Genomic DNA, 26,788 nt, shown 5'->3' with positions numbered 1-26,788 from the left:
TTGTCCATCACAGGATTTGTGACAGAAAGATATTTTTTTGAGTCGTCGCTCATCGTGCCGACTCAACCCCAGTTCTGATGGACTCCTCGCTTTTCTCATCCGTCGAGCTTAACTCTCATTCGCTATTTTTCAAATAACTTTTGCTAACTCACTTAGTTGAGTCATTTAAGAACAATCCTTTTCAAGAATTTTACGGATTCAACGATCTGGGTTTTGACTACTGACTATTGACTACTGACTACTGACTACTGACTACTGACTACTGACTAAAACTCAATCCCCAACTGAGCCACGACTTTCTTTTCAGTAAACGGATGTTTGATTTCCGTCATTTCGGTCACCAGATCAGCAAATTCAATCAGTTCTGGTGGGGCGTTGCGCCCAGTCAAGACAACATGCAGATTTGCCGGACGGTTTTTGAGGACGTCAATGACCTCTTCTGTCGTGAGCCAGCCAAAGTGAAACGCGTAGGTAATTTCATCCAGCGCCACGATGTCATAGACCCCGGAATTGATTTTTTCGACACAGACTTCCCAGGCTTTGCGGGCGGTTTGTTTATCCTGGTCAGGGTTTTTGGTGTCCCAGGTGAAGCCATCGCCAAGTGATAAAATTTCAATTCCCAGTTTCTGAGCACTCAAAATTTCGCCATAGACGCCAAAGCGTGGATCTTCAGTCGTTTTAATGAATTGCAGCATGATGGTCTTGAAGTTGCGTCCAGCGGCACGCATCAAAAGCCCAAGCGCCGCCGTGGTTTTGCCTTTTCCATTGCCGGTGTTAATCATCACCAGCGGAGTTCGTTTGGTGTTCATAAGATCTACTATTGTTTGGAGTGCGGTGGCCTGACACCGCTTTGGTATTTTGTGAAGTATGACAGGTTGATCTCAAATCGAGAACCAGCTAGAGTTGGCCCCGTTTGATCAAGGTGGATCTTTTACCACTTCCCTTTTCAAAATCACACCTATTTAAGGAGCTTTTTGACATATGTCACTCACCGACAAATACAGCAGTGTGTACAATCTGGCCCAACAACTTGGATGCGACCCGCTGAGCGCGACTGAAGACGGCGGCAAACTGGTTCTCAAGGCCAATGCTCCGCATCAATATGCGGCCAACCAGCTCTGGGACGCAATCAAAGAAATTGATCCCAACCTGAATCACGGTGACCTGGTGTTTGACTGGTCGGTTGCCCGCGATGACATTTTTGGTGAATACACAGTCAAATCAGGCGATACGCTCTCTGGCATTGCCAAAAAAGTGACCGGAAACAAGCTCTCCTACCAGCAGATTTTTGAAGCCAATCGCCATATCCTCAATGATCCAAATAAGATCCAGGTTGGACAAAAATTGACGATTCCCAAGCACTGAGGGAGTGAACTAGCGAGTAGTGCAGAAAAAGCGAGTAGCGAGTGGCGAGTAGTCAAACCACTTTGTGAAAGTGATTGAAGTAAAAATAGAAAGGCAGAGGGTTTTTTAACTCCCTGCCTTTTTCTATGCCTATTTTAAACACTTTGACGCAGAATGTCTGACTACTCGCTACTCGCTACTCGCTTTGTATTCACTCAGGCACGCACCGCTTCACGGAAAAAGCCATTCGCGGCCAGAATGGCTGGCAGGTCAACATCGGCTTCAGTGACTTCCCAGGCGTCTGTTTCGCGAATCAGTTTGGCCATCAGGGCCGAATGAAGCCCATGACCAGAACGCTCAGCCACGATTCGTCCTTCAATCGGCATCCCTAACAAAGCCAGATCTCCAACGATATCAAGGACTTTGTGTCGCCCAAATTCATCGCTAAACCGCAACGGCTCTGGGTTCAGGACTTTTTCCTTGTCGAGCACCACCGCATTTTCAAGCGAAGCACCACGCACAAGCCCGCTTTTTCTGAGGGCTTCGGCTTCGTGGATGAACCCAAAGGTTCGGGCCGGGGCTATTTCGCGACGGTAATTTTCGGGGGTGAGGTCAAGGGCACTGGTCTGACGACCAATCACGGGGTGGGGAAAATCAATGGTGCTCTCAATCCGGAACCCTTGATACGGATGAATGGCAATTCGGCGGGCACCGTCAATGATTTCAACTGAGCGCAAAATCCGCAGTGTTTGTCCAATGGCGGGGAGTTCAACGACTGAGGCCGCTTCGATGAGTTCGACAAACGGCAACGCACTGCCATCCAAAATCGGAACTTCAAAACTGTTAAGTTCAATAATCGCATTGTCAACCTGGCATCCGTGCAATGCGGAAAGGAGATGTTCGACGGTGGAGACCATCACCCCTTTGCGCATCAGGGTGGTGGCATAACTGACGTGGGCAACGTGATGGGGCGTGGCGGAGAGTTCAAAGCCGTTGAGGTCAGCCCGGCGAAAAACATACCCGGTATCGGGGGGGGCTGGAAAAATGGTCAGTTCAACAGGAGTACCGGTATGTAAACCAATCCCGGTGGTATGGACGGCGCGAGCAAGCGTCGTTTGTGGTCTCATTGATTCCTCACGAGCTGGAGCCAGGTTTTTTCTTACGCGGTGGGGCTTGGTTGAAAAAACTTGGGAAGACGTTTCCCTGGCAAAATCTCTGGATGGATCCTTTCGCTCGTTCCTTTTGATTGTGATTGGATTGAAAATACAAACCGTTGAAAGCCTCTGCATATTGCATACCAAATTTTGAACCCACATCAAAATTTTGCAAATTCCACAAATACAGGTACTTCTCAAAAATCCCAAAAATCGCTGACCGAGAGGTGTTGTGGTTCTGCCACAAACGTGGGCATTTGGTGTGGCAGGAAGTCAACAGAATGAAGAATTGAGAATGAAGAATTGCCTAAATTTCGCCCAAATTATCATCACGTTGCCGAAAGACCAGTGCCGACCAGGTTGGTGTTGGGAATAGAGGGTTTGTCAGTACCACCCGCGTCACTCCCACACAACCGACTTCTACCTGGTCCTTTATGTCCTTTATGTCCTTTATGTCCTTTTTTTCACCATCTTCATTCTTCATTCAAGGCTGCCAGCCTTCCAGGGTTGAAACGATATGGGTGGCACGACTGAGCGCCTCTGCCGGGTAGGAATTGGTCACCGCCAGGCATTTCATTCCGGCCCGGATGGCAGATTCAACCCCCTGAACCGAGTCTTCAATCACCCAGCAATCTTTTGGCTGGAGCCACGGATGAGGGTTGAGAAACTCATTAAGACGTTGCAAGGCCAGCAGATACCCTTCTGGATCCGGTTTACAGCGAGTTATATCTTCGCTACTGACAATCGTGGTGAAATGATGCCGGAGACCAGTTCCAGTCAGAACCAGTTCAATTTCGGCTCGCAAAGCACCTGAATTCACGGCCAGGGGAACAATCGTCGCCAGGCGAGGAATCAATTCCATCACGCCTGGAAAAAGCGATTCCCTTCCTTCCATTAACTGATGGACAATCTCTGCCTTGCGTTCAATCAATTCAGTTCGCTTACTCAAAGAAAGTTCACATCCCCAATCCTGGAAGACAGCCGAAAAGCAGGTTTTATCATCGAAAGCCAAATACCTTTCCTGGTATTGTTCCCAAGAAACATCAATTCCTTCGGGTGCTAACGCCCGATTGAGCCCCTGAAAGTGAATGGGCTCGCTGTTTACAATCACTCCATCAAAATCAAATATCACAGCTCGGCTCATGAGCGTTTTTGATCCTCTTTCGCTATTTGGATGAATACTTTATGCACGTTTCAGGTTCACGCGGATTTCCGGTGTCTGGCCACCAGATACCAGTTGTTTTTTTAGGAATCGGGCTCTGGTGTGTCTTGCTGGCAGGTGTCGCAGGCGAATTTCCAGTGCTGGCGCAACGCCGTGCGCCGCAATCCTATGCTGGACATTCCAACTCTGGCAAACCTACTTTGCACCAATCGGGTCGAAAATCCCCAATCGGCACGGTCAAAACCAACCCAAAACCGGTGGATCCGGTTTTGGCCAAACGCCTGGCTGACAAGCAAAAGCGGATGCGGTTTGACCAGCCAGGAGAAGCACTTCAGTGGGACTACCGCAAACGAACCATCAGCCCAGGTGAGCCCCTTCCGATGCAACGCTACATTCAGGCGCTGGAACAGATGGAAACCATGCCCCAGGTTTCAACGGCACTTGGAAAACAACTTCCGTCGCGTCAGCAGCTCCGGCAAACACGGCTCTCCGACACCCAACGCCAGTCACTCGGCGCCTGGACCGAACTTGGACCGGGGAATATTGGGGGACGCACCCGGAAACTGTTTGTCAATCCGACGGATCCATCCATTCTGTTTACTGGGGGCGTGAGCGGGGGCGTCTGGCGATCTACGGATGGAGGCGGCTCCTGGAAACCACTCACCGATGCCCTGGCGAATCTGGCGGTGTGTGCGCTGGCGGTGGTGCCCGGTCCAACCCTTGATCAGTTTGTGATTTATGCCGGAACAGGCGAAGGGTTTCTGTCACTTGACGTGACTCGTGGCGGAAGTGGTGCATCTGGCAATGGAATCTTTCGCTCTACGGATGGCGGCGCCACCTGGCAACATCTGCCCGACACGATCAACAACTCAAATTTCGAGTATGTCAATGATCTGGTCGTCAGCCCGACCAACCCCAACCGGGTCTATGCCGCCACCCGAACCGGCATCTGGCGTACAACCGACGGCGGCGCCTCGTGGCAGCAGGTCCATGCCACCGATGTGCGCGGCGGAGCGATGGATCTGGCAATTCGAACTGACCAGCCGACTGACTTCCTGTTTGCCACGATTGGCACCTTTGCCCAGGCGGCAATCCTGCGCAACAAAGATGCAGCAGGGAATGGAAACTGGGAAACCGTGCTCAATGAAACCGGAATGGGCCGGACGTCTTTAGCAATTGCTCCCTCGGATCAAAGTACCGTCTATGCCATGTCAGCCAGCATCGAGAGCCGGTTTGATTTTAATTACACCCATGGGCTTCACGCGGTGTTTCGGTCAACTTCAAACGGCGACACCGGTTCCTGGTCAGCCCGCGTGCGCAATACCGACCCAACCCGGCTGAACACCGTGTTGCTCTCAAATACCATTTTTGCCTTTTTAAACGAGTGCCGGATTTTTAGCGGCCCCACCACCTTTTTCAATCAAGGCTGGTGGGACAATGTCATCGCGGTTGACCCGCTCAACCCGGACATCGTGTTTGCCGGTGGCATTGACCTGTTCCGATCAGACGACGGCGGCGCCAACTGGGGGCTGATCAGTCACTGGTGGGCATCACCTGAGTCACCACGCTATTCGCATGCCGACCATCACGACATTGTGTTTCATCCGCAATATGACGGGGTGCGCAATCAAACCATGTTTGTGACCAGTGATGGTGGGATTGAACGAACCGACAATGCCCGTGGCCCATCTGCTCAAGGCGATCAGGCTCCCTGTAGCACTGAAAATGGCGGTGTGTTTTGGCGTTCGCTCAATAATGGCTATTCTGTTACCCAGTTTTACCATGGAACAGCCTATCAAAATGCCCGCTTTTATTTTGGCGGCACCCAGGACAACGGCACCGTTCGCGGCGGCGATTCAACCGGAATCAACTGGGGACGTGTGTTTGGCGGTGATGGCGGCTATGTGGCGATTGACCCAGTCAATTTGCTGACCCAGTATGTTTCGACACCAAACGGCAGCTTTTATGTCACCAATGACGGTGGACGAACCTTCGAAATCGGATCATTTGGACTGGCTGACCGCAGATTTTTATTCATCACTCCGTTTGCCATGGATCCGAAAGATCCAAAGCGGTTTTGGACCGGTGGACAACGCATGTGGCAATGTGACAACGCCATGGTTTTCTGGGATTTTGGCAGCGCCCCGCTCTATGAAGGAGACAGTTTTTCAAGCGTGAGCGCGATTGCGATTTCTCCTCAGGATTCGAACATCGTGCTGGCTGGTCGCGCCGATGGATTTATCCACCGAACGACAGCCGCGTTGAGTTCCAATCGCGAAACAGTGTGGCCCGCTGTTCAGCCACGCGAAGGGTTTGTGTCGTCGCTGGCTTTTGATCCGAAAAACCCATCTGTGGTGTATGCGACTTATTCGACCTTTGGTGGAAACCACATCTGGCAAAGCACCGATGCCGGGGCGAGCTGGATGCCGTTTGATGGCGTTGGAAGCGGGAGATTGCCGGATCTCCCGGTGCATTCGGTACTGGTTGACCCAGGAAATAGCGCCAGAGTGTTTGTCGGCACCGACCTCGGGGTTTTTACAACGCTTGACAGTGGTCGCACCTGGCTGGTTGAAAACACCGGATTTGCCAACACCGTGGTCCAAACCCTGTGTCAGGACAATGGAAACCTGGTGGCTTTTACCCACGGACGCGGTGCCTGGAAGGTTTCACTGGCGGCCCAACCAGACCCAACCCCGGCCATTGCCGGCTTTTTCCCAGCTTCCGGCCCGGTTGGAACCACGGTCACCGTCAGTGGTAGCAATTTTACTGGTGCCACTCAGGTTCGGTTTGGCGACGTCCCTGCCACCAGTTTTTCTGTCGCTTCAGCCAATCAACTGACGGCAGTCGTACCTTCTGGAACTCCGGGCGGTCAGCTACGTGTAACCACGCCGAAAGGAACAGCCGTGAGTGCCGGATCATTCACAGTTACTTTCGCACCTCCGACGATTACCAGTTTCAGCCCAACCAGCGGAGAGTCAGGGACCGTGGTCACCATCAATGGCACGCAGTTCACCGGAACCACAGATGTTCAGTTTGGCCGGACATCTGCCCCGTTTGAAGTCCTGTCCAGTACTCAACTTCAGGCAACAGTTCCGATTGGTGCTGACTCAGGTCCGATTGTCGTCACGACAGCCAATGGCACAGCGACAAGCCAGGAAGCATTTACCGTGATTGTCAAAATCCCAAAGATTTTGGGGTTCGAACCACAAAGAGGGCCAGTCGGCACTCAAGTGACAATCAATGGAATGAACCTGTCAAATACAGGTGGCGTCAGGTTTGGAAATGTGGCAGCAAGCGCCTTTCAGGTTCTTTCAGATACCCAACTCAGAGCCACGGTTCCGACTGGGGCGACAACTGGGGCAATTTCGGTGATCACTCCGACCGGAGGCGCTTCCTCAGAGAGTGCTTTTGTTGTCGAAGGACCAGATTTTTCACTGACCGCAACCGCGTCCAATCCAACACCGGCCCGTGGCGGGAAAATCACGGTGACAATGGCGATTGCCCGGACCAATGGCCTGACTGATCAGATTACCGTGACCGCGCCGGCCCTCGCCGGGTTCAAATTTAAACCAGCTTCCCAAACCACGAGTGGTTCCAGCGTGAGCTTTACCGTCAAGATTAAAAACAACGCGCCGCAAAGCCAGCAAACACTTGTCTTTAGCGGTCGTGATGCCAGCGGTCGCATCCGCACGGTTGAGCTGGTTATCACGATTCGATAATTGAATAAAAAATAAAGAAAGTGGTTAGTGGTTAGTGGTCAGTGCTTGGTACAAGTCCCCATAAACAGGGGATGAAATTCAACCACCCGCTGGGAGAAACATTGGTTTTCGCCCGGATGGGCGCCGGACAATAGCCGGTGGCAAGTGTCGCTTTGGACACGCGGCCACCGGAAAGAGTCGCCATCACGGGTTCGCGCCCGGATGGGCGCTGGAACAAGAGTGGTGAGCGAGGAGCTGAAAATTCCACGGGAAACGGGACCCGAACCAGCTTCCAGCGCCCATCCGGGTGCGAACCAATGTGGGCCAAAGATCCGGTGGTGTGCCCAAAGCGGCAAACCACCGGCTATTGTCCGGCGCCCATCCGGGCGAAAGCCAATTCGGAATCACCGAAATTCCATCCCCTATTTATGGGGACTTGTACTTAGTACTTAGAAATCAATACTTTCAAAGAAGAACCACTAACCACTAACCACTAACCACTTTCTTCATTCTTCATTTCCTGGGGTTCAGAATCCATATGCCACGACGCCCACCCACATTCATCCGTTTGACTGTTGTATCAAGTATGCTGCTGGTTTTGTTCTTTCCCGTTCAACTGGTTACAGCCTTGAGCTTTCAGCGTGGGAAAGAGCCAAAACCTGAACGCCAAAAGGAGGCAAAGGACCTTCCCTCCCTATCTGAAGTTGACCGACACCAGCGGGTCCGCGAGCGAAAAGCAGATCGGGTTGATCGAGCTGAAGATACTGAAGACCAATCAGATGACGGCCAGAACGAGAAGCGGCCAACCCCAGGAAGATTACAGGAGCCAGACAATCTTCCGGCGCTGACCGATACTGCTTTTCGCCAGGGGTTTGTGGATGGCAAGCCCGGTGGTGACCAGGAAGCCCGTGAGCGAGGCCGTGATTTGGGGCGGGCATCGGGCCACCAGCGTGGGTTTTTGGCTGGAGGGCAACGCTGTGAATCCGATGCGAAAGAAGCTGAATACAAACGGGGGCTTCGCGAGGGCGAAGAGCAGAGCCGTCCGAAAGGATATCTGGCCGGAGTGAAAGCCGGCGAAGACGCCGCTCGGATTCAGGCACTTCGGGATGGAACCCAGGCCGGGCAATTACGGGCTGAACAGGATGCCTACCAGGCGGCGTACGAACTTGGCGCCGAAGAAGGCAGCCGCCAAGCCGAATCTGACCGCCAGAGTATTTTGGTTCGGGCCGAGTCTGAGGGCAAAGCCGCCGGACGCGAAGAAGCCCGCCGCCAGGCAGACTTGATCGAATATCAAAAAGCACGTGATGCGTACCGTCAAAAACGCATGGCCAACCCGCCGTTTTACCGGGAATCCTACTCCCTGACCGACCCACCACGTCCGTTTACCCGAGCCTCTCTGGTTCACGCTCCTTCGGTTGCCAAAGTGGCCCTGGTGCAACTGCCGCCATCAGCCATGGCCAGCTCACCTGAATTTTGCCCGCCACCTCAGGATCCAAGCGGGATTAGCCCCGACTACCGGTATGCCAACCCAAACCCCAACTATGCCACCCAGGCTGAAAACCGGGCCTACCGCCAGGGGTATCGCGAAGGATATCAACAACGATTTCAGAATGTTTTTCCGGATGTGTTTCGGTCGGTGTACCTTGAAGCGTTCAGAGTTGCCGAAGTTGAAGGCTGTAATGCCGCCCGAGTCAGGTCGTATGAAACCGAGTATCAGCGGGGGCGAGAGGATGGAACTCGGGTCGGATACCAGGAAAGCTACCAGAAAGCCTATGATGAGACCTATGCCCGGCTGGTGGAAGTCATTCGCACCGGCGAAATTGAAAAAGCCTACCGAATTGCCTATCCCCAGTTTTATCAGCAATTTCTGATGAAGGGCCGCACCGACGGCTATCGCAATCGCACCGAACAACTCTATTCCCAAATTTATAACGAAGCCAAAGCAACGGAATTTCAGGCCCGCTATCCAGGCTTTGCCCGTGATGCCACCCAGCGTGGAATCGAGGACGAAATGAATGAATTTGTCCAGCATCCGGTGCAGTTGGTGTTTGCCGAAGCAATCGAAAGCGTTCCCAATGGATTGATTGAACCGGGCGAACCGATGAAATTGCGGATTCAACTGCGCAATTTCAGCACCGATGTGATTTCTGCCTCAACGATTACCATTCTGGTTCAGCGATCCGATCCAAAAAACATCCAGCTTCCCCAACCATTTGTCGTGCTCAATCAGGCACTGCAACCAGATAGCCTGACCGATATTTCTGACGTGATGGACATTATCATCGCGGATACGGCTCTGGCAGTGAAGAATTCAACCACTGGTCAACCAGCATCGGCCCCAGTCAGAATCGAAGTCGCCGCCACCGGAAACAAGCTCGCCGGGCAGCCAGTTTCGTTTGAACTCACACCGCAGTACCAGATGAAGATTGAACTGACCGAAGTACCCGTTTTCCGGGAAGGCATTTCGTCATCGCTCAAGTTTCGCGTCACCAATCAATCAAGCGCCAAACCCAGCCCGGTCAGCCGATTTTCCGTCAAGTTTGATGACTACTTTGTGGAAATCCCACAATCTGATGTGTTGTTGGAGCCACTTGAACCCGGTGCCGCCGCTGAAATCACGCTTCCGGTCTTAACCCGGCGCAATGAAGCCAATATCCTGGCTGCCCTTTCAATTGGGGTGTTTAACCAGAATGGGCGAAAACTTGGGAAAGCCGAAGTGGTGCCCCAGCTCAAAGTCGTCAACAGTTATCAGTTACTCTTCCCTGGGGATCCACTGAAAAAATTGCGCCGGGCTGGAAAAGAAAGTCTGGATGTCTATATCAACAACATCACCTCGCCAAACGGACAGAATGTTGAGCTGCTGGTCCGTCGGGTTGAAGACTCCGCGCCGTTTCTCACCGTCACCGAACAGGCAAAAATGATTCCGCTCATCGGGAAAAGCACGTCCAAAAAAGCCACGGTCAGCTTTGAAATCAGCCGCGATAACACCGGAGGACTGCTGGAATTCGAACTCCGCGAAAACGGTGTCCCAGTTTTGATTCGGTGGGTAGAGTTTTGATTTCGGTTCAGAGTAACGTCTTCAGGCGTGAGAGGTGACGAGTGGGACGCAAGAAAAACGCTCTCGTCTGAAGACGATGCTCTGAACATTTTTCTGAAAATTTATAGCGCACAATACTGGTTGGCAGATAACTATGCACAGCACCTAGTTTAAATTCCGGAGTTATCAAAAGCATCCACCCCAAAGACGCCTGAACCACAAAAGACACATAACCACGAAAAAAATCAAATATTTACCAAACTCTATTTCTCAAAAAACTTTTGAGAAGGTACTTATTTCTGGTTAACCCTGGCCAGAAAAGTGGTGGGTTGAACCCCATCTGGACAAGAGGACAAGAGGACAAGAGGACAAGGGAACAAGGGGACAAAACAGGGATGATCTCATTCCCCGCTTCTGATCGGAGGTGAGTTCGGGTCACACGAACTGGTTTGATGTCCCCTTGTCTCCTTGTCCCCTTGTCCCCTTGTCCCCCTATCTCCTTGTCCCAAATGCGCTCAAATTTCCTTATCTTGGCGCTTATGGGGTTGAACACCCTGCCGGATAATCGCTGGAAAGAATCTGGACGAATCACCTTTCTTTTGGTAGATTGCAGCCACTTGTTCTCTCCCAATCGCTGCTTGTTTCCCGTTCGTGCTTTCAAACACATTTTTATTCATTGCCCCGATAATCGGGAACCACCTGGGAGACTGAGTTCGCACAGTTGAGGTGGAATTATGACTCTTTCCCGTCGCTCGTTTCTGCAAGTTACGGCTGGGGCTGCGCTTGGGGTGTATCTGACTGGTTTTGAAACCAGTCAGGCAGCTCTTGCCCAATCCAGTGAACGATTTTCCTTTGAAGTTGCTCCCAACCTGGAACTGACTCCTGAAATTTTCAGTCAGTATCTCAACACCACGTTCGAAGTTACCGGACGTGGTATCAATCGGGTCAATCTCACCCTCGTTGCAGTCACAGATCAGTCAGATCACGTCAATGAAATTTCCGAGGGAAGGATGACCTTTACCACCTTTACCCTTCGGTTCAAAGGAACAGGCACCGTTTCTCTCAAACAAAACACGTATCAATTCAAGCATTATGCCCTGGGAATTCTGCCGATGTTTATTGTTCCTGGCGGCCAGGACGCATCAGGCAAATATTTTAACGTGATTTACAACCGGATTACTGGGTACGCCTGAGCGTTAAGTCCATCTGCATCTTGAGTTTTCAGTGGTACGCCTTGACCTGCGTCACCAGTCATTCAAGTTTTTTTCTTCTTTTTTTCCAACATTTCCAGGCTGTTCTTGTTGGGAAATAGTGGTACACTCCGCAACCACTCCGGGTGCAGTTCCCTGTACCTATCACTCAATCCAGAATTCAATTTCATCCACAAAGGTCAAAAAATGTATGGCAGAACCATTTTTGTCTGAAATCAGAATCATGAGTTTTGTGTTTCCTCCCAAAGGCTGGGCACTGTGTGACGGCCAGTTGCTGCCTATCAACCAAAATCAGGCACTCTTTTCCCTGCTCGGCACCACATTTGGTGGTGATGGTCGGGTCAATTTTGGCCTCCCAGACCTGCGCGGACGGGTGCCAATCCACGTTGGCAGCGGTCATACCCTTGGCGAACGAGGTGGCGAACAGGCCCACACCCTCTCCATTGCGGAACTACCTGAACACACCCACGTGCTGAGTGGCAGTACCCAGTCCGGAAACGTGTTTGTGCCCCAATCCAATCTTCTGGCGGGTTCCCCAAACCCAACCTACTCCACCACCCTGTCGGCCCTGGCCGCCATGTCCCCTCAAACCGTTGGCAACACGGGTGGAAGTCAGGCGCATTTGAATATGCAGCCGTTCCTCACTTTGAGTTTTTGTATTGCCCTCCAGGGAATTTTCCCATCAGCCACCTAAATACAATAAGGAGACCTACTTATGGCACAGCCCTATGTTGGTGAAATTCGCATGTTTGCCGGAAATTTTGCCCCTGTCGGCTGGCAGTTGTGTGAAGGGCAACTCTTGCCGATTTCGGAAAACGAGACTCTGTTCCAACTGATCGGAACGACCTATGGCGGGGACGGGGAAAGTACGTTTGCGCTTCCGGATTTACGGGGCCGGCTTCCGCTTCACCAGGGCAACGGCTTTATCCTGGCTGAAACCGGCGGCGCCGAAGAAATCACCCTGACCGTGCAGCAAATTCCGGCCCATTCCCACCCATTGCTGGCAACCGTCAACATTGCCAATAACACCACTCCGGTCAATAGCCTTCCCGCTCAGGCATCAACCGTGGATGTCTATAATGATTCGGCAAGCAGTTTCGCGGCCATGGCGCCGCAATCCATCGGCCTGGTTGGAGGGAGCCAGCCACACACCAATTTTCAACCCTATCTCTGTGTGAATTTTATCATTTCCCTCTATGGGATTTTCCCGTCTCCAACTTGATCCGAAATCGTCACTGGCTGCACTTCATGCTTGAAATGAAATCGAACTCAAGGGTCTGAAAATTCAACCACTGGCACCACGTTGCCATATGTGTCAGAGCTTCAGACACCCACCAGTTCATTGACGTAACCCACGAGGAACCCTTCTTATGGCAGACCCATTTGTTGCTGAAATTCGGATTTTCCCCTTTAACTTTCCCCCCAAAGGCTGGGCCTGGTGCGATGGCCAGTTGCTGCCGATCAGTCAAAATACAGCGCTTTTCTCTTTGCTTGGAACGACATACGGCGGAGACGGGAAATCAAACTTTGCGCTCCCTGACCTTCAGGGGCGAGCACCAATGCAACCTGGCCAGGGACCTGGACTTTCGCTGCATGACCTGGGCGAAACTGGTGGATCAGAAACCGTCAGCCTGCTGGAAAGTGAAATTCCAGGCCACAGCCACGCGCTGATGGCCACCGGGAGCCCAGCCAATGCCCCAACCCCACAGGGCACAAGCTTTGCCCGCGTGATTGGGGCGACACCGTATCAAAACCCACCCTTTGGTCCACTTGGGATGATGGCCCCTGAGGCGCTGGCGCCGGCTGGTGGCGATCAACCCCATAACAATATGCAACCGTATCTGACCTTCTATTTCTGCATTGCCATGCAAGGGGTCTTTCCGCCACGAACGTAATGGAAGCAACCGGCTGATACAAAAGTGGATTTTCATTTGGCCACCCGGAAAACCCTTTTCAATCCGTCCAAATCATCGTATTCTGGGATGAAATCCTTCCAGAATTGTCGGGTTCATATCAGGAGCGGGGAGGCAGAAATGCCCTCCTGATTTGAAACCTTATATTGCCTCCTGTTCTCAGGACGTCAGAATCTACCATTCTCAGGCCACTGCTTCAGGCGACCCAAGCCGCCAAAAAATTTGAATGTCCAATTTGCACTTTTGTTCCAGTGTATCAGTGTTTGTGCGTTCTGCCCTTCAGACTCTATTACAAATACCTGGAAAACAAACCTGAGCACGTCTGACAAACCAAAAACAAAAAAAATACTATTTTCTTTAATATCAGATATTTAACTTTTGAACAGATCAACACCAAGCCTTCATTACTTGAGTTTTCAAACTCGGAGAATCAGCCATGGGATCCACTTCATTCAGCCGTCACCTGATGCGAGTCCTTGTTCTTTGTTTTATTTTAACACCGCTCACCTGCCTGCCTTTGCTCCAGCGTCAGATCACCACATCAGCCTCACTCCCGCTGGCTGGCTCCACGACGCCAAAGGGAAACCAACCATGGCCTGCTCCTTATAAAAAGAAAGACATCACTCAAGGTACAGACAAGTCACCCAGATTGAGTACCAGCCGGGGTTCTTCCAAACCGCCGGCGACTTCCTTCTGGCGCATACCAGGCGTGTTTAAAACAGCGGCTGGTCGTGGGCCGCTCTTTGCCCCAATCATCAGCGCAACCAAAGTAGATTCCCTGATTACTGATAATGATTCCGACACCCTGGTGGATCCTGGTGACACCCTGCGCTATACCATCACCATCAACAACACTGGCAGCGATGCGACTGGACTTGGGTTGACAGATACCATCAGCGCCAACACGACGCTGGTGGGTGGATCAGTTGAAGTATCCCCTGTCGCGATTGATGATACCTATGCTGCGGTTGGCAACGTCCGCATCCAGGTTCCAGCCGGAAGTGGCGTGCTGGCCAACGATTTTCTGGGAACACCAACGGCGACGCTGACTGGCGGCACTTTTACCAGCACCAACGGTGGAAATGTCACCCTCAACACGGATGGGAGTTTTTCCTACAATCCCCCGGCTGGGTTTGAAGGCACCGACACGTTTAACTACACCGTGACCAACGCGGTCGGCTCTAATACCGGCAGCGTCTCGATCACGGTTTCCGGGATGATCTGGTTTATCAATAATGCCCTGGGAAGTGCTGGCGATGGCCGACTCACCAGCCCGTTCAATTCCCTCTCGGCCTTTGCGGCGATCAATAACGGAACTGGTAGCAACCCAGCGGCCAATGACAACATTTTTCTCTTTACCGGTAGCGGCGCTTATTCAGCCACGTTGACCCTGTTGAACGGTCAGAAGTTAATCGGCCAGGGCGCTGATGCCACGCTGGCTTCTATTACCGGGTTGACCCCGCCCTCCTTCAGCGATGCCTTCCCCACCACCAACGGTACCGACCCGACGCTGACCAGTTCCGGAGTAACCGTCACACTCGCCCAAAACAATCGAATTCAGGGCCTCACACTGGGAAATGCCACCACGACCGATATTTCCGGCGCCGGGTTTGGAACGTTGACGCTCGACGATACCACCCTCAATGGGACCGGCGGCGCACTGACACTTTCGAATGGAACACTGGCCGCGACCTTTGACGGTATCTCGTCAACCAATGCTCCAACTTCGGGGATTGCGTTCAGTTCCAATGTCATCGGGTCATTGAGTTCCCCATCCACGACAATTACCAATCCGACGCAATCCGGCATTTCCATCGCTAGTTCCGCCTCAGGAACGTTTTCCTTCGGCAACACAGCTCTCAACATGTCTGGCTCAACGGCGCTCTCCAGCACCGGTTCAGCCGCCACGGTCAACTTTCAGGATCTCGACATCGCACCGGATAGCGGCGTTTCGGCCATTGGCGTCAGCACATTTACTGGCACACTCACTTCGACCACTGGCACGATTGCCTGCAGCAATGTTCAGGCGATTTCGATTGCCGGGACGAGTTCGGCCTCACGTGCCAATTTAAATATGGTGCTCACCAGCGTCAGTACTTCATCAGCCACCAACGGGATTACCCTGACCAATGTGGCGAAAGCATCTGGGGCGACCAACAGCTTTACCATTACCGGGGACGGTGGCGGGTCAAACAATGCCTCGGGCGGGACGATTACCGGCTCCGGCTCTTCAAATGCCGGCATCACCCTGACATCAGTCAATGATGTGAGCCTGGGATACTTGAGCATCCAAAACAGCGGAACGGATGGAATTTTGGCGACCAGTTGCCAGAATTTCTCATTAGCCCGAACCAACATCACCGACAACACTGGTACCACCTCGGATGAAGGCATCCAGTTTGACAATGTGAGCGGGACAGTCTCGATTTCCAACTGTTCGGTGACCAGTTCACCCCACAACCACTTCTTCCTGGATAATGACAGCGGGACGCTGAGTTCGCTTTCGATTTCCAATTCAACTTTTGATACCACACTGTCAGGAACCGGGAACCACGGGATTTTGGTTGATGCCAACGGAACAGCAGTCATTACCACCATGGCGATCACCAACTGTACTGTTTCCAATAACTTTTCAATCGGAATGCAGATCCTTTCCAACGGGTCGGCCTCCATCAATGGCTGTAACATCTCGGGTAACACCATTACCACCAACACCTTAGCCGCCGACCTGTCATTAAGCTCCGCCGCTAACTTCACCTACGATTTTAATAACAACCCCACAATCCGGAACCGTGCCGGCAATGGCAGTCACGGGCTCAACACGTTTCAAGGCTGTCCATCTTCCGGAACCTTGCAAGGGAAAATCCGCAACAACACCATCGGTCAGGCTGGGGTGAAGGAATCTGGGTCTGCGGTTGGAAACGGGATCCGGGTCAATATGAACGGCGCGGGAACCTCACAGGTCGAAGTCACCAACAACATCATCCGCGAAGTCCCGAATGCTCGCGGCATTGAGGTCATTCGCCGGTCAGGAAACACCATGGACCCGGCCTGCAATAACACCACCGGCCTGCATAAAATCACCATCACCGGCAATACCATCGCCGCGCCGACAGGTGGCACCGATATCCCTGGATGCCCCTGCCCCCTGGCTGGCATCTATGTGGAATCACGGGATCAAAAATCACTCTGCGCCAAAATCTCGGGCAACACCTCGTACAATCCAGCCTCTTTCCCGGCTGGATTTGAAGAAGCCTATACTCTGGCTGAAAATGGCACCTCCGTCTTTTCTCTGGAAGGAACTCAGGCCACAGCATCAGCTCAAATTTCGACCACCAACACTGGAACTCCGGTCAACGCCAGTGCCGGGATTAGCGTGGTGGCGGCTGGCACCTGCGGACCGGCGCTTCCGAGGCCCGATGGCAGCAGCACCACCGAACCCAATCAGACCGTTGACGATGGCGGTCAAAACCACCTCCGCGTCTGGCGTGACGGTGGTGACCGCGACAAAGTCAGACAGGTGACCCAGGAAGAACTCGACACGCTCAAAGCGGCGGCGATTTCTCGCTGGACCACGGCGGATATCCCGGCAGCAGTGCTTGAGAAAATGCGAAACGTCACTGTTTCGCTCGGTGACCTGCCGATTGGAATCATTGCCATCAATGACCTGCAATCCATCGTGGTTGACTATTCGGCGGCTGGATACGGCTGGTTTGTGGACTCGTCACCGCTCGGCGACGAAGAATTCCAGCGTGTCGGCTCATCACAACTGTATGTCGCCAGACCCAATACCCCAGCCTTCCGCAAAGCTGACCTGCTGACGGTCATCATGCGGCAACTGGGTCATATCGCGGGCTTGAAAGTGCTCCGTGGTGATCGGTTTAAAGACCAGTTGATGGCCAACATGTTCTTTGAATCCATCCGCCGGTTGCCTGACGCTTCCTTTGACGACCTGCGCCGCCTAACCACTGAAGAAGCCAAAGTCTATGCGCCAGCTTCCGCGTCCCAGACATCCACTCCACTTCTGGCCCTGGGAAGCTCAGGCTGGGCCATCGGCCAGATGACATCCGTGCTCCCAGTCTTCTTGAAAAAGACAGCCGATGCGTCGCCGACCTTTGCGGCTCAATTTGGAGCGTTCGCCCCGGAACTGAAAAAAGCGGTTCGCGTCATTCCAGCAACTTCAGACATTACCGAAGCAACACCTTCGTTCCTTCCACCAGTATCAACCGATGACCTGGATTCTCAAAAAGGCACGCAACGCAACCGACCGCCCCAGTCCAGAGTGGCGATCAATCCGCTGGCGGGTGAAACCGTCAATCAGACGATTGGGACACTTCCAGGCGGTGAATCAGTGATCATCCGGTTTAACGTCACGGTCAACAACCCGTTACCGACACCCCAGATTTCACCATCGCAGCCAGCGGTAACCCAGGTTTTAAATCAAGGCACTGTTTCCGGGTCGAATTTCTCAAATGTGTTGACGGATGACCCGGATATTGCCGGTGCGGCCAATCCCACCACGACGGCAATCAACCAGACGACGACGGTTGTGACCTCATCAGCCAATCCAGCAGGCCAGGGTCAGTCAGTCACGTTTACCGCGACCGTGACCGGCACCGGGTTCCAACCACCCAACGGCGCCAATGTGCGCTTCTTCGATGGAACAACCTTACTTGGAAGCGGGACGTTGACTTCGGGGATCGCGACGTTTGCCACGTCATCACTGACCATTGGCGACCACAACATCGTGGCGGTCTATGATGGCGCCGCCGGTTCAAATGGAAGTATTTCCAACACGCTGGTCCAGCGAATCTTAATGCCACCGCAGGTTTCGAAGGCATTTGCGGCACCGACGATGCCGCTCAATGGAACCACGACGCTGACGATTACCATCACCAATCCGAATACGGTTGATGCTTTGACCGGTGTGAGCGTGACCGACGTGCTTCCGGCTGGGCTCACCGTAACCGATTCTTCAACCAGCCAGTGTGGAGGCACCCTCACCACAACTGCTGCGACCAGCACCATTTCGTTAACCGGGGCCACGGTTGCCGCCAATGGTTCGTGTATCCTCAATGTCACGGTCACGGCAACCACGGCTGGGGTGAAAAACAATGTCACGGGCAACGTCAATTCGACCAATGGCGGACAGGGGAATACAGCCTCAGCATCAATTACGGTGCTGTCACCACCTTCAATTTCAAAAGCCTTTGGGGCGAGCACCATTCCGCTCAATGGCACGACCACGTTGACCTTCACGCTGACCAACCCCAACCCGTCCAACAGTTTGACGGGAGTAGCCTTTACCGACACCTTGCCGGCGGGCTTGCAGGTGGCTTCCACGCCAAATGTCGTCGGCGCCTGTAGCGGCAGCGTCACGGCTGTCGCCGGGTCAAATTCGATCAGCCTGAGCGGCGGTTCAATTTCGGCCAGCGGCAATTGCACAATTTCAGTTGATGTCACAGGCACCACCGCCGGGCTCAAGAACAACACCACCGGCAATGTGACCTCCAGCAACGGAGGCACCGGCAACACCGCCAGTGCCTCGATCACGGTTTTGGCACCGCCGACACTGGCGAAATCATTCACACCAAATCAGATTCCACTCACTGGCACCTCAACCCTGACCTTTACCATTACCAACCCCAATGCCAGCAACTCATTGTCAGGAATCAGCTTTACCGATTCGCTCCCGGCAGGCGTCGAAGTGGCCGCCACGCCAAACGTGGTCAACAACTGTGGCGCCACCATTACCGGGGCCACGGCTGGCTCGACTTCGCTCAATATCAGTACTGTAACTGTGGCTGGTGGCGCCAACTGCACCATCAGCGTGGATGTCACCGGCACCACCGCCGGCGTCAAAACCAACACCACGGGCACGATTACCTCGACCGAAGGCGGCACCGGGACGACCGCCACGGCCACATTGACCGTTGTCGCTCCACCGCAAATTTCAAAAGCGTTTGGGGCCGCTACGATTCCGCTCAACGGCACCACCACGCTGACCTTTACCGTTACTAATCCGAATTCAACCGTGGCGCTTTCCGGTATTGCCTTTAGCGATTCGTTGCCGGCTGGACTGGTCGTGGCAACGCCACCAAATGTGACCGGCGTGTGCGGCGGCACAGTCACGGCGGTTGCAGGCTCAGGAAGCATCAGCCTCAGCGGAGGTTCACTGGCGGCTGGCGGCAATTGCACTATTTCGGTGGATGTCACCGGCACCACCGCCGGAACCAAAAACAACGTCACCGGAAATGTCACGGCCACAACACCTGCTGGGTTGCCAAACGGAAACACGGCGTCGGCTTCGATCCGGGTTTTGGCGCCGCCTTCGATTGCCAAAGCCTTCTCGCCAGACACGATTGCCGTCAATGGCACCACCACCCTGACCTTTACCCTGACCAATTCCAACCCAAGCGACAGCCTGACCGGAGTGGCGTTTACCGACAATCTTCCGGCTGGGGTGCAGGTTGCGGGAACTCCAAATATTTCAAATGGTTGCACTGGAACCGTTACCGCCACGGCTGGTTCAACCACGATTAGTCTGTCTGGCGGCACGATTTCCGCCAGTGGCAACTGCACCATCAGCGTGGATGTCACGGGCACGACTTCAGGCGTGAAAACCAACACCACCGGGAATGTGACTTCGACCAACGGCGGAACAGGTAATACCGCCACCGCCACGCTCACGGTTGCTTCACCACCAACCTTGACCAAGAGCTTTACCCCCAATCAGATCCCGGTTGGCGGCGTGAGTACGCTGTCATTTACTATCACCAATCCGAACGCGGGACTGACACTCAATAACATCAGCTTGAGCGATACCTTCCCGGCAGGAATTGAAATTGACGCCACACCCAATGTCGTCAATTCGTGTGGTGGAACGGTCACGGCAACACCCGGCACAACCAGCTTCAGTCTGAGCGGCGTCACGCTGGCCGGAGGCGCAAGCTGTACCATCACCGTCAATGTCCGGGGCACCACCGCTGGCGTCAAACTCAATACCACCGGAAATATCAGTTCAACCGAAAGCGGCGCCGGAAGCACAGCGAGCGCCACCCTGACCGTCGTTGGTCCGGCGACGCTCACCAAGACCTTTACGCCTGATTCAATTGCCCTCAACGGTACTTCAACCCTTGGCTTCACCGTGGCCAACAACAATCCAACGGTTGGCCTGACCAGTATTTCATTCACCGACGTGTTACCGGCTGGATTGAGTGTTTCAGATGGCGTGTTCAACAATGTCTGCGGCGCCGGCTCAGTTCTGACGGTCACGGCAGCCACCCGAACGATTACCCTGACCGGTGGCTCAGTGGCGGCGGCAGGTTCAGCCAATTTCAATGTCACAGTGACCGGGATTGCGGCTGGGGCTCACGTCAACACCACCGGAAATATTTCGTCCACTGAAGGCGGCACTGGTGGAACAGCGACGGACACCATCAACGTCTTTGCTCCGCCAACGGTGACGAAGTCCTTTAGTCCAAATAGCATCCCGCTCAACGGCACCACCACGCTGACGATCACCTTCACCAATCCGGCAGCCAATCCGGGCGGATTGACCGGAATCGGCATCGTTGACAATCTGCCGGCAGGATTGGAAGTTGACACGACGCCAGGGGCCAACACGACCTGTGGCGGCACCTGGAATCCAACCGCTGGGGCCACCACCCTGACCTTTAGCGGCGGTGCGATTGCTTCGCCGGGTGGAACCTGTTCAATTTCGGTCACGCTCCGGGCGACCACGGCTGGTGTGAAAGTCAACACCACCAACAATGTCACCTCAACTGAAGGCGGCACCGGCGGTACGGCCAGCGACACGCTTTCGGTCGCGGCACCGCCAGGCTTTACCAAGGCATTTGGCGTGAGCATTTTGCCGCTCAATGCCACCACCACGCTGACCTTTAGCATTACCAATGCCAACGCAACGATTGGGTTGACGGGTGTCAGCTTTACCGACACCTTACCTGCTGGACTCGTAGTCGCCACGCCACCAAACCTCACTGGCGGATGTGGCAGCGGTACCATTTCAGCCACGGCTGGCTCGGGCACCATCAGCCTGACCAACGGCGTGATTGACCCAGCCGGGAATTGTTCATTCAGTGTCAATGTCACCGGCACGACTATCGGGGTCAAAAACAACACCACCGGGACCATTACCACCACCGAAGGCGGCACCGGCGGCACCGCCTCCGACACGGTCACCGTGGTTGGACCGCCAACCATCAGCAAAGCCTTTGGTGCGGCAACCATTCCGCTCAACGGCACCACGAGCCTGACCTTTACCCTTACCAATCCAAACACAACGGTCGCGCTCTCTGGAATTGTCTTTACTGACTCACTCCCAGCCGGACTCGTCGTGGCTTCAACTCCAAATGTGACAGGTGTTTGCGGAGGAACGGTCACCGCCGTTGCCGGTTCAAGTACTATCAGTCTCAGTGGTGGTTCACTGGCAGCCGGAGGCAATTGCACCATCAGTGTTGACGTGACCGGCACCACTGCCGGCGTGAAAAACAACACGTCGGGCAATGTCACCGCCACCACGCCAGCCGGATTGCCCAACGGCAACACGGCCAATGCCTCAATCACGGTGGTGGCCCCGCCAGCCATTTCAAAAGCCTTTGCCCAACCCGCGATTGGGCTCAATACCAGCACCACGCTGACCTTTACCATTACCAACCCGAACCTGACCGAACCGCTGACTGGCGTGGCCTTTACCGACAATTTGCCTGCCGGGCTTGTCGTGGCGACCCCAGCCAATATCGTCGGAGTCTGTTCAGGAAGCGTGACCGCCGTTGCCGGCTCTGGAACCATCAGCCTCAGCGGAGGCAGCATTCTGGCCAATAGTTCCTGCACCATCAGCGTGGATGTGACTGGAACGACTGTGGGCACCAAGAACAACACGACTGGCAATGTCACCTCCACCAACGGCGGCACGGGCAATACCGCGAGCGCCACACTGATGGTGGCAATGCCGCCAACCCTGAGCAAAGCCTTTGGTGTGAGCATCTTACCGCTGAACGGAACGACCACGCTCACGTTTACTATCGGGAATCCGAATCTGGCTCAAACCCTGAACGGCATTGCCTTTACCGACACGCTGCCTGCCGGAGTCGTTGTGGCAGCCACACCTGGTGCCAGTTCAACCTGCGGCGGCACGATTACCGCTGTTGCCGGAACCGACACAATTTCCTTCTCTGGTGGTTCACTGGCTGGCAACGGCACCTGTACCGTCACAGTCAATGTCACCGGAACCACGATTGGAGTGAAAAACAACACCACGGGCAATGTGTCTTCGACGGAAAGCGGACCTGGACTGACGGCTTCAGCGTCAATGACCGTGGTTGGTCCGCCGAGCATCACTAAAGATTTCGGCGCGCTCACCATTCCACTCAATGGCTCAACCACACTGTCCTTTACCATTACCAATCCGAACCAGACGGTTGGGCTGTCAGGAATTGCCTTTAGTGATTCCCTGCCCGCAGGTTTGGTCGTCGCAACGCCAGCCAATATCGTCGGAGTTTGTTCAGGAAGTGTGACCGCCGTCGCCGGGTCTGGAACCATCAGCCTCAGCGGAGGCTCACTGGCCGCAGCAGGAAGCTGCACCATCACGGTTGATGTCACCGGCACCACGGCTGGCGCGAAAAACAACACCACGGGAACGGTGACAGCAAGCAATCCGGCTGGACTCCCGGCTGGAAACACGGCTTCAGATTCGATCACGGTCGTGGCGCCACCATCCATCTCGAAAGCCTTTACCCAGAGCAACATTCCGCTCAACGGCACCACCACGCTGACCTTTACCATTACCAATCCAAACACCACCGAACCACTCAACAGCATTGCCTTTACCGACACCTTACCGGCAGGTTTGGTCGTCGCGGCGACACCAAACGTCGTGGGTGCGTGCAGCGGCACGGTTACCGCTGTGGCCGGGTCAAATTCGATCAGCCTGAGCGGTGGTTCAATTGTGGCCAGCGGCAACTGCACCATTTCAGTTGATGTCACCGGCACGACTGAAGGCGTCAAAAACAACGTCACCGGCAACGTGACTTCCTCCAATGGCGGCACGGGCAACACGGCCAGCGCCACGGTTACCGTGGCAGCACCGCCGACTATTTCCAAAGCGTTTGGCGCACCAACCATTGCGCTCGATGGGTCAACCACGCTGACCTTTACCATCACCAACCCGAACACCACGGTTCCGTTGACCGGGGTCAGCTTCACTGATTCATTGCCCGCCGGACTCGTCGTGGCCACACCACCAAACGTGACCGGTGTGTGCTCAGGAACTGTCACGGCAGTGGCCGGAAGTTCAACGATTTCACTCAGTGGCGGGTCGTTGACGGCTGGCGGCAACTGCACCATTACTGTCAACGTCACCGGGACAACCGCCGGGGTGAAAAACAACACCACTGGAAATGTCTCATCAACCCAAAGCGGAGCAGGTGGCACGGCTTCAGCCAGCATCACGGTCGTGGCGCCGGCTTCGATTTCCAAAGCCTTTAGCGCACCGACGATTCCACTCAATGGGTCAACGACGCTGACCTTTACCATCACCAACCCGAACACCACCGAAGCTCTGACGGGTGTGGCCTTTAGTGATACACTTCCAGCCGGAATGGTCGTGGCCAGCACGCCAAACATCACGGGCGTCTGTGGTGGGACGGTCACAGCGGTCGCCGGGTCAGGCACAATCAGCCTGAGCGGTGGCACGATTGCAGCCAGCGGCAACTGCACCATTTCAGTTGATGTCACCGGCACCACGGCTGGAACCAAGAACAACACCACGTCGGCAGTCACCACCACCAACGGCGGTACGGGGAATGCCGGTACGGCTACAATTCGAGTGTTGGCGCCGCCATCCATCAGCAAGGCGTTTGGCGCACCAAATATTCCGATCAACGGCACCACAACGTTGACCTTTACCTTGACCAACTCCAATCCATCTGATGCCTTGACGGGTGTGGCCTTTACCGACACCTTACCGGCGGGCTTGCAGGTGGCGAGTACGCCAAATGTGGTTGGTGCGTGCAGCGGCACGGTCACAGCCGTGGCCGGGTCAAATTCGATCAGCCTGAGTGGCGGCACGATTGCAGCCAGCGGCAACTGCACGATTTCAGTGAATGTCACCGGAACGACCGAAGGCGTCAAGAACAATGTCACCGGAACGGTTTCCTCTACCAATGGCGGCACCGGCAACACGGCTTCGGCGTCATTGATCGTGGCGCTGCCTCCGACCATCGGCAAGGCATTTGGCGCGCTGACGATTCCGCTGGGTGGCACTACAACGCTGACGTTCTCGATTTCCAACCCGAACACCACTCAGACCCTGAATGGCATTTCGTTTACCGATTTGCTCCCGGCAGGATTGGTTGTGGCAACACCGCCAAACATCAGCGCGGTTTGCTCGGGAACAGTCACCGCCGTGGCCGGAAGTTCAACCATCAGTCTGTCTGGTGGGTCGCTCACGGCTGGCAACTCCTGCACGATCCAGGTCAATGTGACGGGTGTTGCTGCCGGAGTTCAAAACAACACCACTGGTAATATTCAATCAACCCAGGGGGGCACAGGCGGCACGGCTTCGGCCAGCATCACAGTTGTTGCCCCAGCCGTCGCGTCCAAAGCCTTTGCCGTGGATACCATCCCACTCGGCGGAACCACAACCCTGACCTTTACCATCACCAATCCAAACACCACCGAATCCCTCACCGGTGTTGGGCTGGTGGATAACCTCCCAGCCGGATTGACCATTGCTGACGGTTCAAATTCAGCCTGTGGCGGAACAGTCACGACGTCGGCAACCAACAACCGGGTCACCTTAACGGGGGCCACGATTGCGCCCGGAGGAACCTGTACCTTCAACGTCACCGTCACTGGCGCCACGGCTGGCGTGAAAAACAACGTTTCAAATGCCGTGACTTCAACCAACGGCGGCACCGGCAACACCGCACCCGACACCATCACCGTGGTGGCACCGCCGGTGATTGCCAAGGTCTTTAACCCGGCAACCGTGTTGCTCAACGAAACCACCACACTGGTCTTTACCTTAACCAATCCAAATGCCACCGAAGCTCTCACTGGCGTGGCCTTTACCGACAACCTCCCGGCAGGGTTGACCGTGGCCACGACACCGGCGATTGTGAATGGCTGTGGTGGAACCGTCACAGTAGTGGCTGGAAGCTCGGTGATTACCTTCACGGGCGGCACGATTGCAGCCAACGGGAACTGTACCATTTCGGTGGATGTCACGGCTTCCCTGCCTGGCACCATCACCAACACAACGGGTGCGGTCAGTTCGACCAATGGCGGCACCGGCAACACCGCAACCGCAACGTTGCAGGTCAATGCCACCGAACTGTCTTACCTGTATGTGGCTGATACTCAAAACCATCGCATTCAGCGCTATGACGGCACAAGCTGGGTGGTTCTGCTGGGAACTGGGGCGCCAGGCTCAGGTTCAACCAGTCTGAGTTTGCCCGAAGCTGTCACCGCCAACTTTGAAGCCACTCGAATTTATGTGGCTGATACCGGCAACAACCGGGTTCAGTACACCACCAACAGCGGCACCACCTGGGCAACGCTCGCGAGCAATGGGATTGGACTCAGCAACGTGAAGTCACCACAGGGCGTGGCGCTGGACGTGCTCGGGAATCTCTACGTGGCTGATACCGGAAACAATCGCGTTCTGCGGTTTAACAATGGAACGCCCGGACCAGCCGTGGTTCTGGCAACCAGTGGCGTTGGCGGAGGCCAGGTCCGCAGCCCGCGTGGTATCGCCGTTGACGTCAACTTTAACCTGTACATTACCGACCGCGACAATAATCGCGTGATCAAGATCACCAACTGCAACACAGTTGGAACGCCAAACACGGGCACGACCTTTGTGGCCGGCCCAGGAAGCGGCTCTAGCCAGGTGCGAAATCCAGAAGGCGTCGCCGTTGACAATTTCAGCAACGTCTATGTGGCCGATACTGGAAATTCACGGGTGCTGGCGTATCCGGGTGGCAATCCGGCAGCCGCAACCGTGATGACAACTGGGACCGGTTCGAGCATGGGCCAGGTTAACAAACCGGAAGGTGTCACCATTTGCCGGTTTGAAACTGGAACCTTTGCTGGTCAATCATTTATGGCAGTTGGTGATACCTCCAACAACCGAATTGTCGGCCAGCTCCTGGCTGGCGGCGCCTGGTCGCTGGTCGGCATACCAAACAACCTTGGAAGCGGAACCGGCCAGTTCCGAAGCCCGTCCAAGATCAGATGACAGGGTGA

General features: G+C 54.4%; 12 protein-coding genes. 8 read left to right on the top strand and 4 right to left on the bottom strand.

Features of this window, described 5'->3' with window-relative positions:
- Positions 1-266 precede the first annotated feature (266 nt).
- Positions 267-809 carry a cob(I)yrinic acid a,c-diamide adenosyltransferase gene (gene cobO / locus HY774_23920; GenBank protein MBI4751540.1) on the bottom strand — a complete coding sequence of 181 codons (543 nt, stop codon included), beginning with the start codon at positions 807-809 and terminating at the stop codon, positions 267-269.
- A gap of 172 nt (positions 810-981) precedes the next feature.
- Between cobO and HY774_23915 the strand changes: the two genes are divergently transcribed.
- Positions 982-1,365 (top strand): LysM peptidoglycan-binding domain-containing protein, encoded by a 384-nt coding sequence (locus HY774_23915; GenBank protein ID MBI4751539.1) that lies wholly within the window; start codon positions 982-984, stop codon positions 1,363-1,365.
- 194 nt (positions 1,366-1,559) lie between these two features.
- On the opposite strand, the gene HY774_23910 is transcribed toward HY774_23915, so the two are convergent.
- Both HY774_23910 and HY774_23905 read right to left on the bottom strand, forming a co-directional pair.
- Complete coding sequence (locus tag HY774_23910) at positions 1,560-2,471, bottom strand: UDP-3-O-acyl-N-acetylglucosamine deacetylase (protein MBI4751538.1); 912 nt, start codon at positions 2,469-2,471, stop codon at positions 1,560-1,562.
- 511 nt (positions 2,472-2,982) lie between these two features.
- The gene (locus HY774_23905; GenBank protein ID MBI4751537.1) at positions 2,983-3,642 is read right to left on the bottom strand and encodes an HAD family phosphatase; all 660 of its coding nucleotides are present in this window, start codon (positions 3,640-3,642) and stop codon (positions 2,983-2,985) included.
- A 41-nt stretch (positions 3,643-3,683) separates the two neighbouring features.
- On the opposite strand from HY774_23905, the gene HY774_23900 reads away from it, so the two are divergent.
- Positions 3,684-7,379: an IPT/TIG domain-containing protein gene (locus HY774_23900; GenBank protein MBI4751536.1), complete on the top strand. Its 3,696-nt coding sequence runs from the start codon at positions 3,684-3,686 to the stop codon at positions 7,377-7,379.
- A 31-nt stretch (positions 7,380-7,410) separates the two neighbouring features.
- Here the strand turns inward: HY774_23900 and HY774_23895 are convergent, their stop codons facing one another.
- The gene (locus tag HY774_23895) at positions 7,411-7,719 is read right to left on the bottom strand and encodes a hypothetical protein (protein ID MBI4751535.1); all 309 of its coding nucleotides are present in this window, start codon (positions 7,717-7,719) and stop codon (positions 7,411-7,413) included.
- Between the two features lie 177 nt (positions 7,720-7,896).
- On the opposite strand from HY774_23895, the gene HY774_23890 reads away from it, so the two are divergent.
- The 6 genes from HY774_23890 to HY774_23865 all read left to right on the top strand — a co-directional run bounded on the left by HY774_23890 (position 7,897) and on the right by HY774_23865 (position 26,780).
- Positions 7,897-10,416, top strand: coding sequence for a hypothetical protein (locus tag HY774_23890; GenBank protein ID MBI4751534.1), 2,520 nt, complete (start codon positions 7,897-7,899; stop codon positions 10,414-10,416).
- A gap of 713 nt (positions 10,417-11,129) precedes the next feature.
- On the top strand, positions 11,130-11,588 hold the full coding sequence (locus tag HY774_23885; protein ID MBI4751533.1) for a hypothetical protein: 459 nt from the start codon (positions 11,130-11,132) through the stop codon (positions 11,586-11,588).
- 208 nt (positions 11,589-11,796) lie between these two features.
- Positions 11,797-12,300 (top strand): phage tail protein, encoded by a 504-nt coding sequence (locus HY774_23880; protein MBI4751532.1) that lies wholly within the window; start codon positions 11,797-11,799, stop codon positions 12,298-12,300.
- Between the two features lie 21 nt (positions 12,301-12,321).
- Entirely contained in the window at positions 12,322-12,828 is a 507-nt protein-coding gene (locus HY774_23875; GenBank protein ID MBI4751531.1) for a phage tail protein, read from the top strand.
- 148 nt (positions 12,829-12,976) lie between these two features.
- Entirely contained in the window at positions 12,977-13,501 is a 525-nt protein-coding gene (locus tag HY774_23870; protein MBI4751530.1) for a phage tail protein, read from the top strand.
- Positions 13,502-13,955: 454 nt separating this feature from the next.
- The gene (locus HY774_23865) at positions 13,956-26,780 is read left to right on the top strand and encodes a DUF11 domain-containing protein (protein ID MBI4751529.1); all 12,825 of its coding nucleotides are present in this window, start codon (positions 13,956-13,958) and stop codon (positions 26,778-26,780) included.
- Positions 26,781-26,788: the final 8 nt, after the last annotated feature.

It is taken from the genome of Acidobacteriota bacterium, from assembly GCA_016208495.1.
In the GTDB taxonomy this organism is placed as follows: domain Bacteria; phylum Acidobacteriota; class Blastocatellia; order Chloracidobacteriales; family Chloracidobacteriaceae; genus JACQXX01.
Note: the sequence above shows the minus strand (reverse complement) of the source record. Positions and strands in the feature narration are given on the sequence as shown.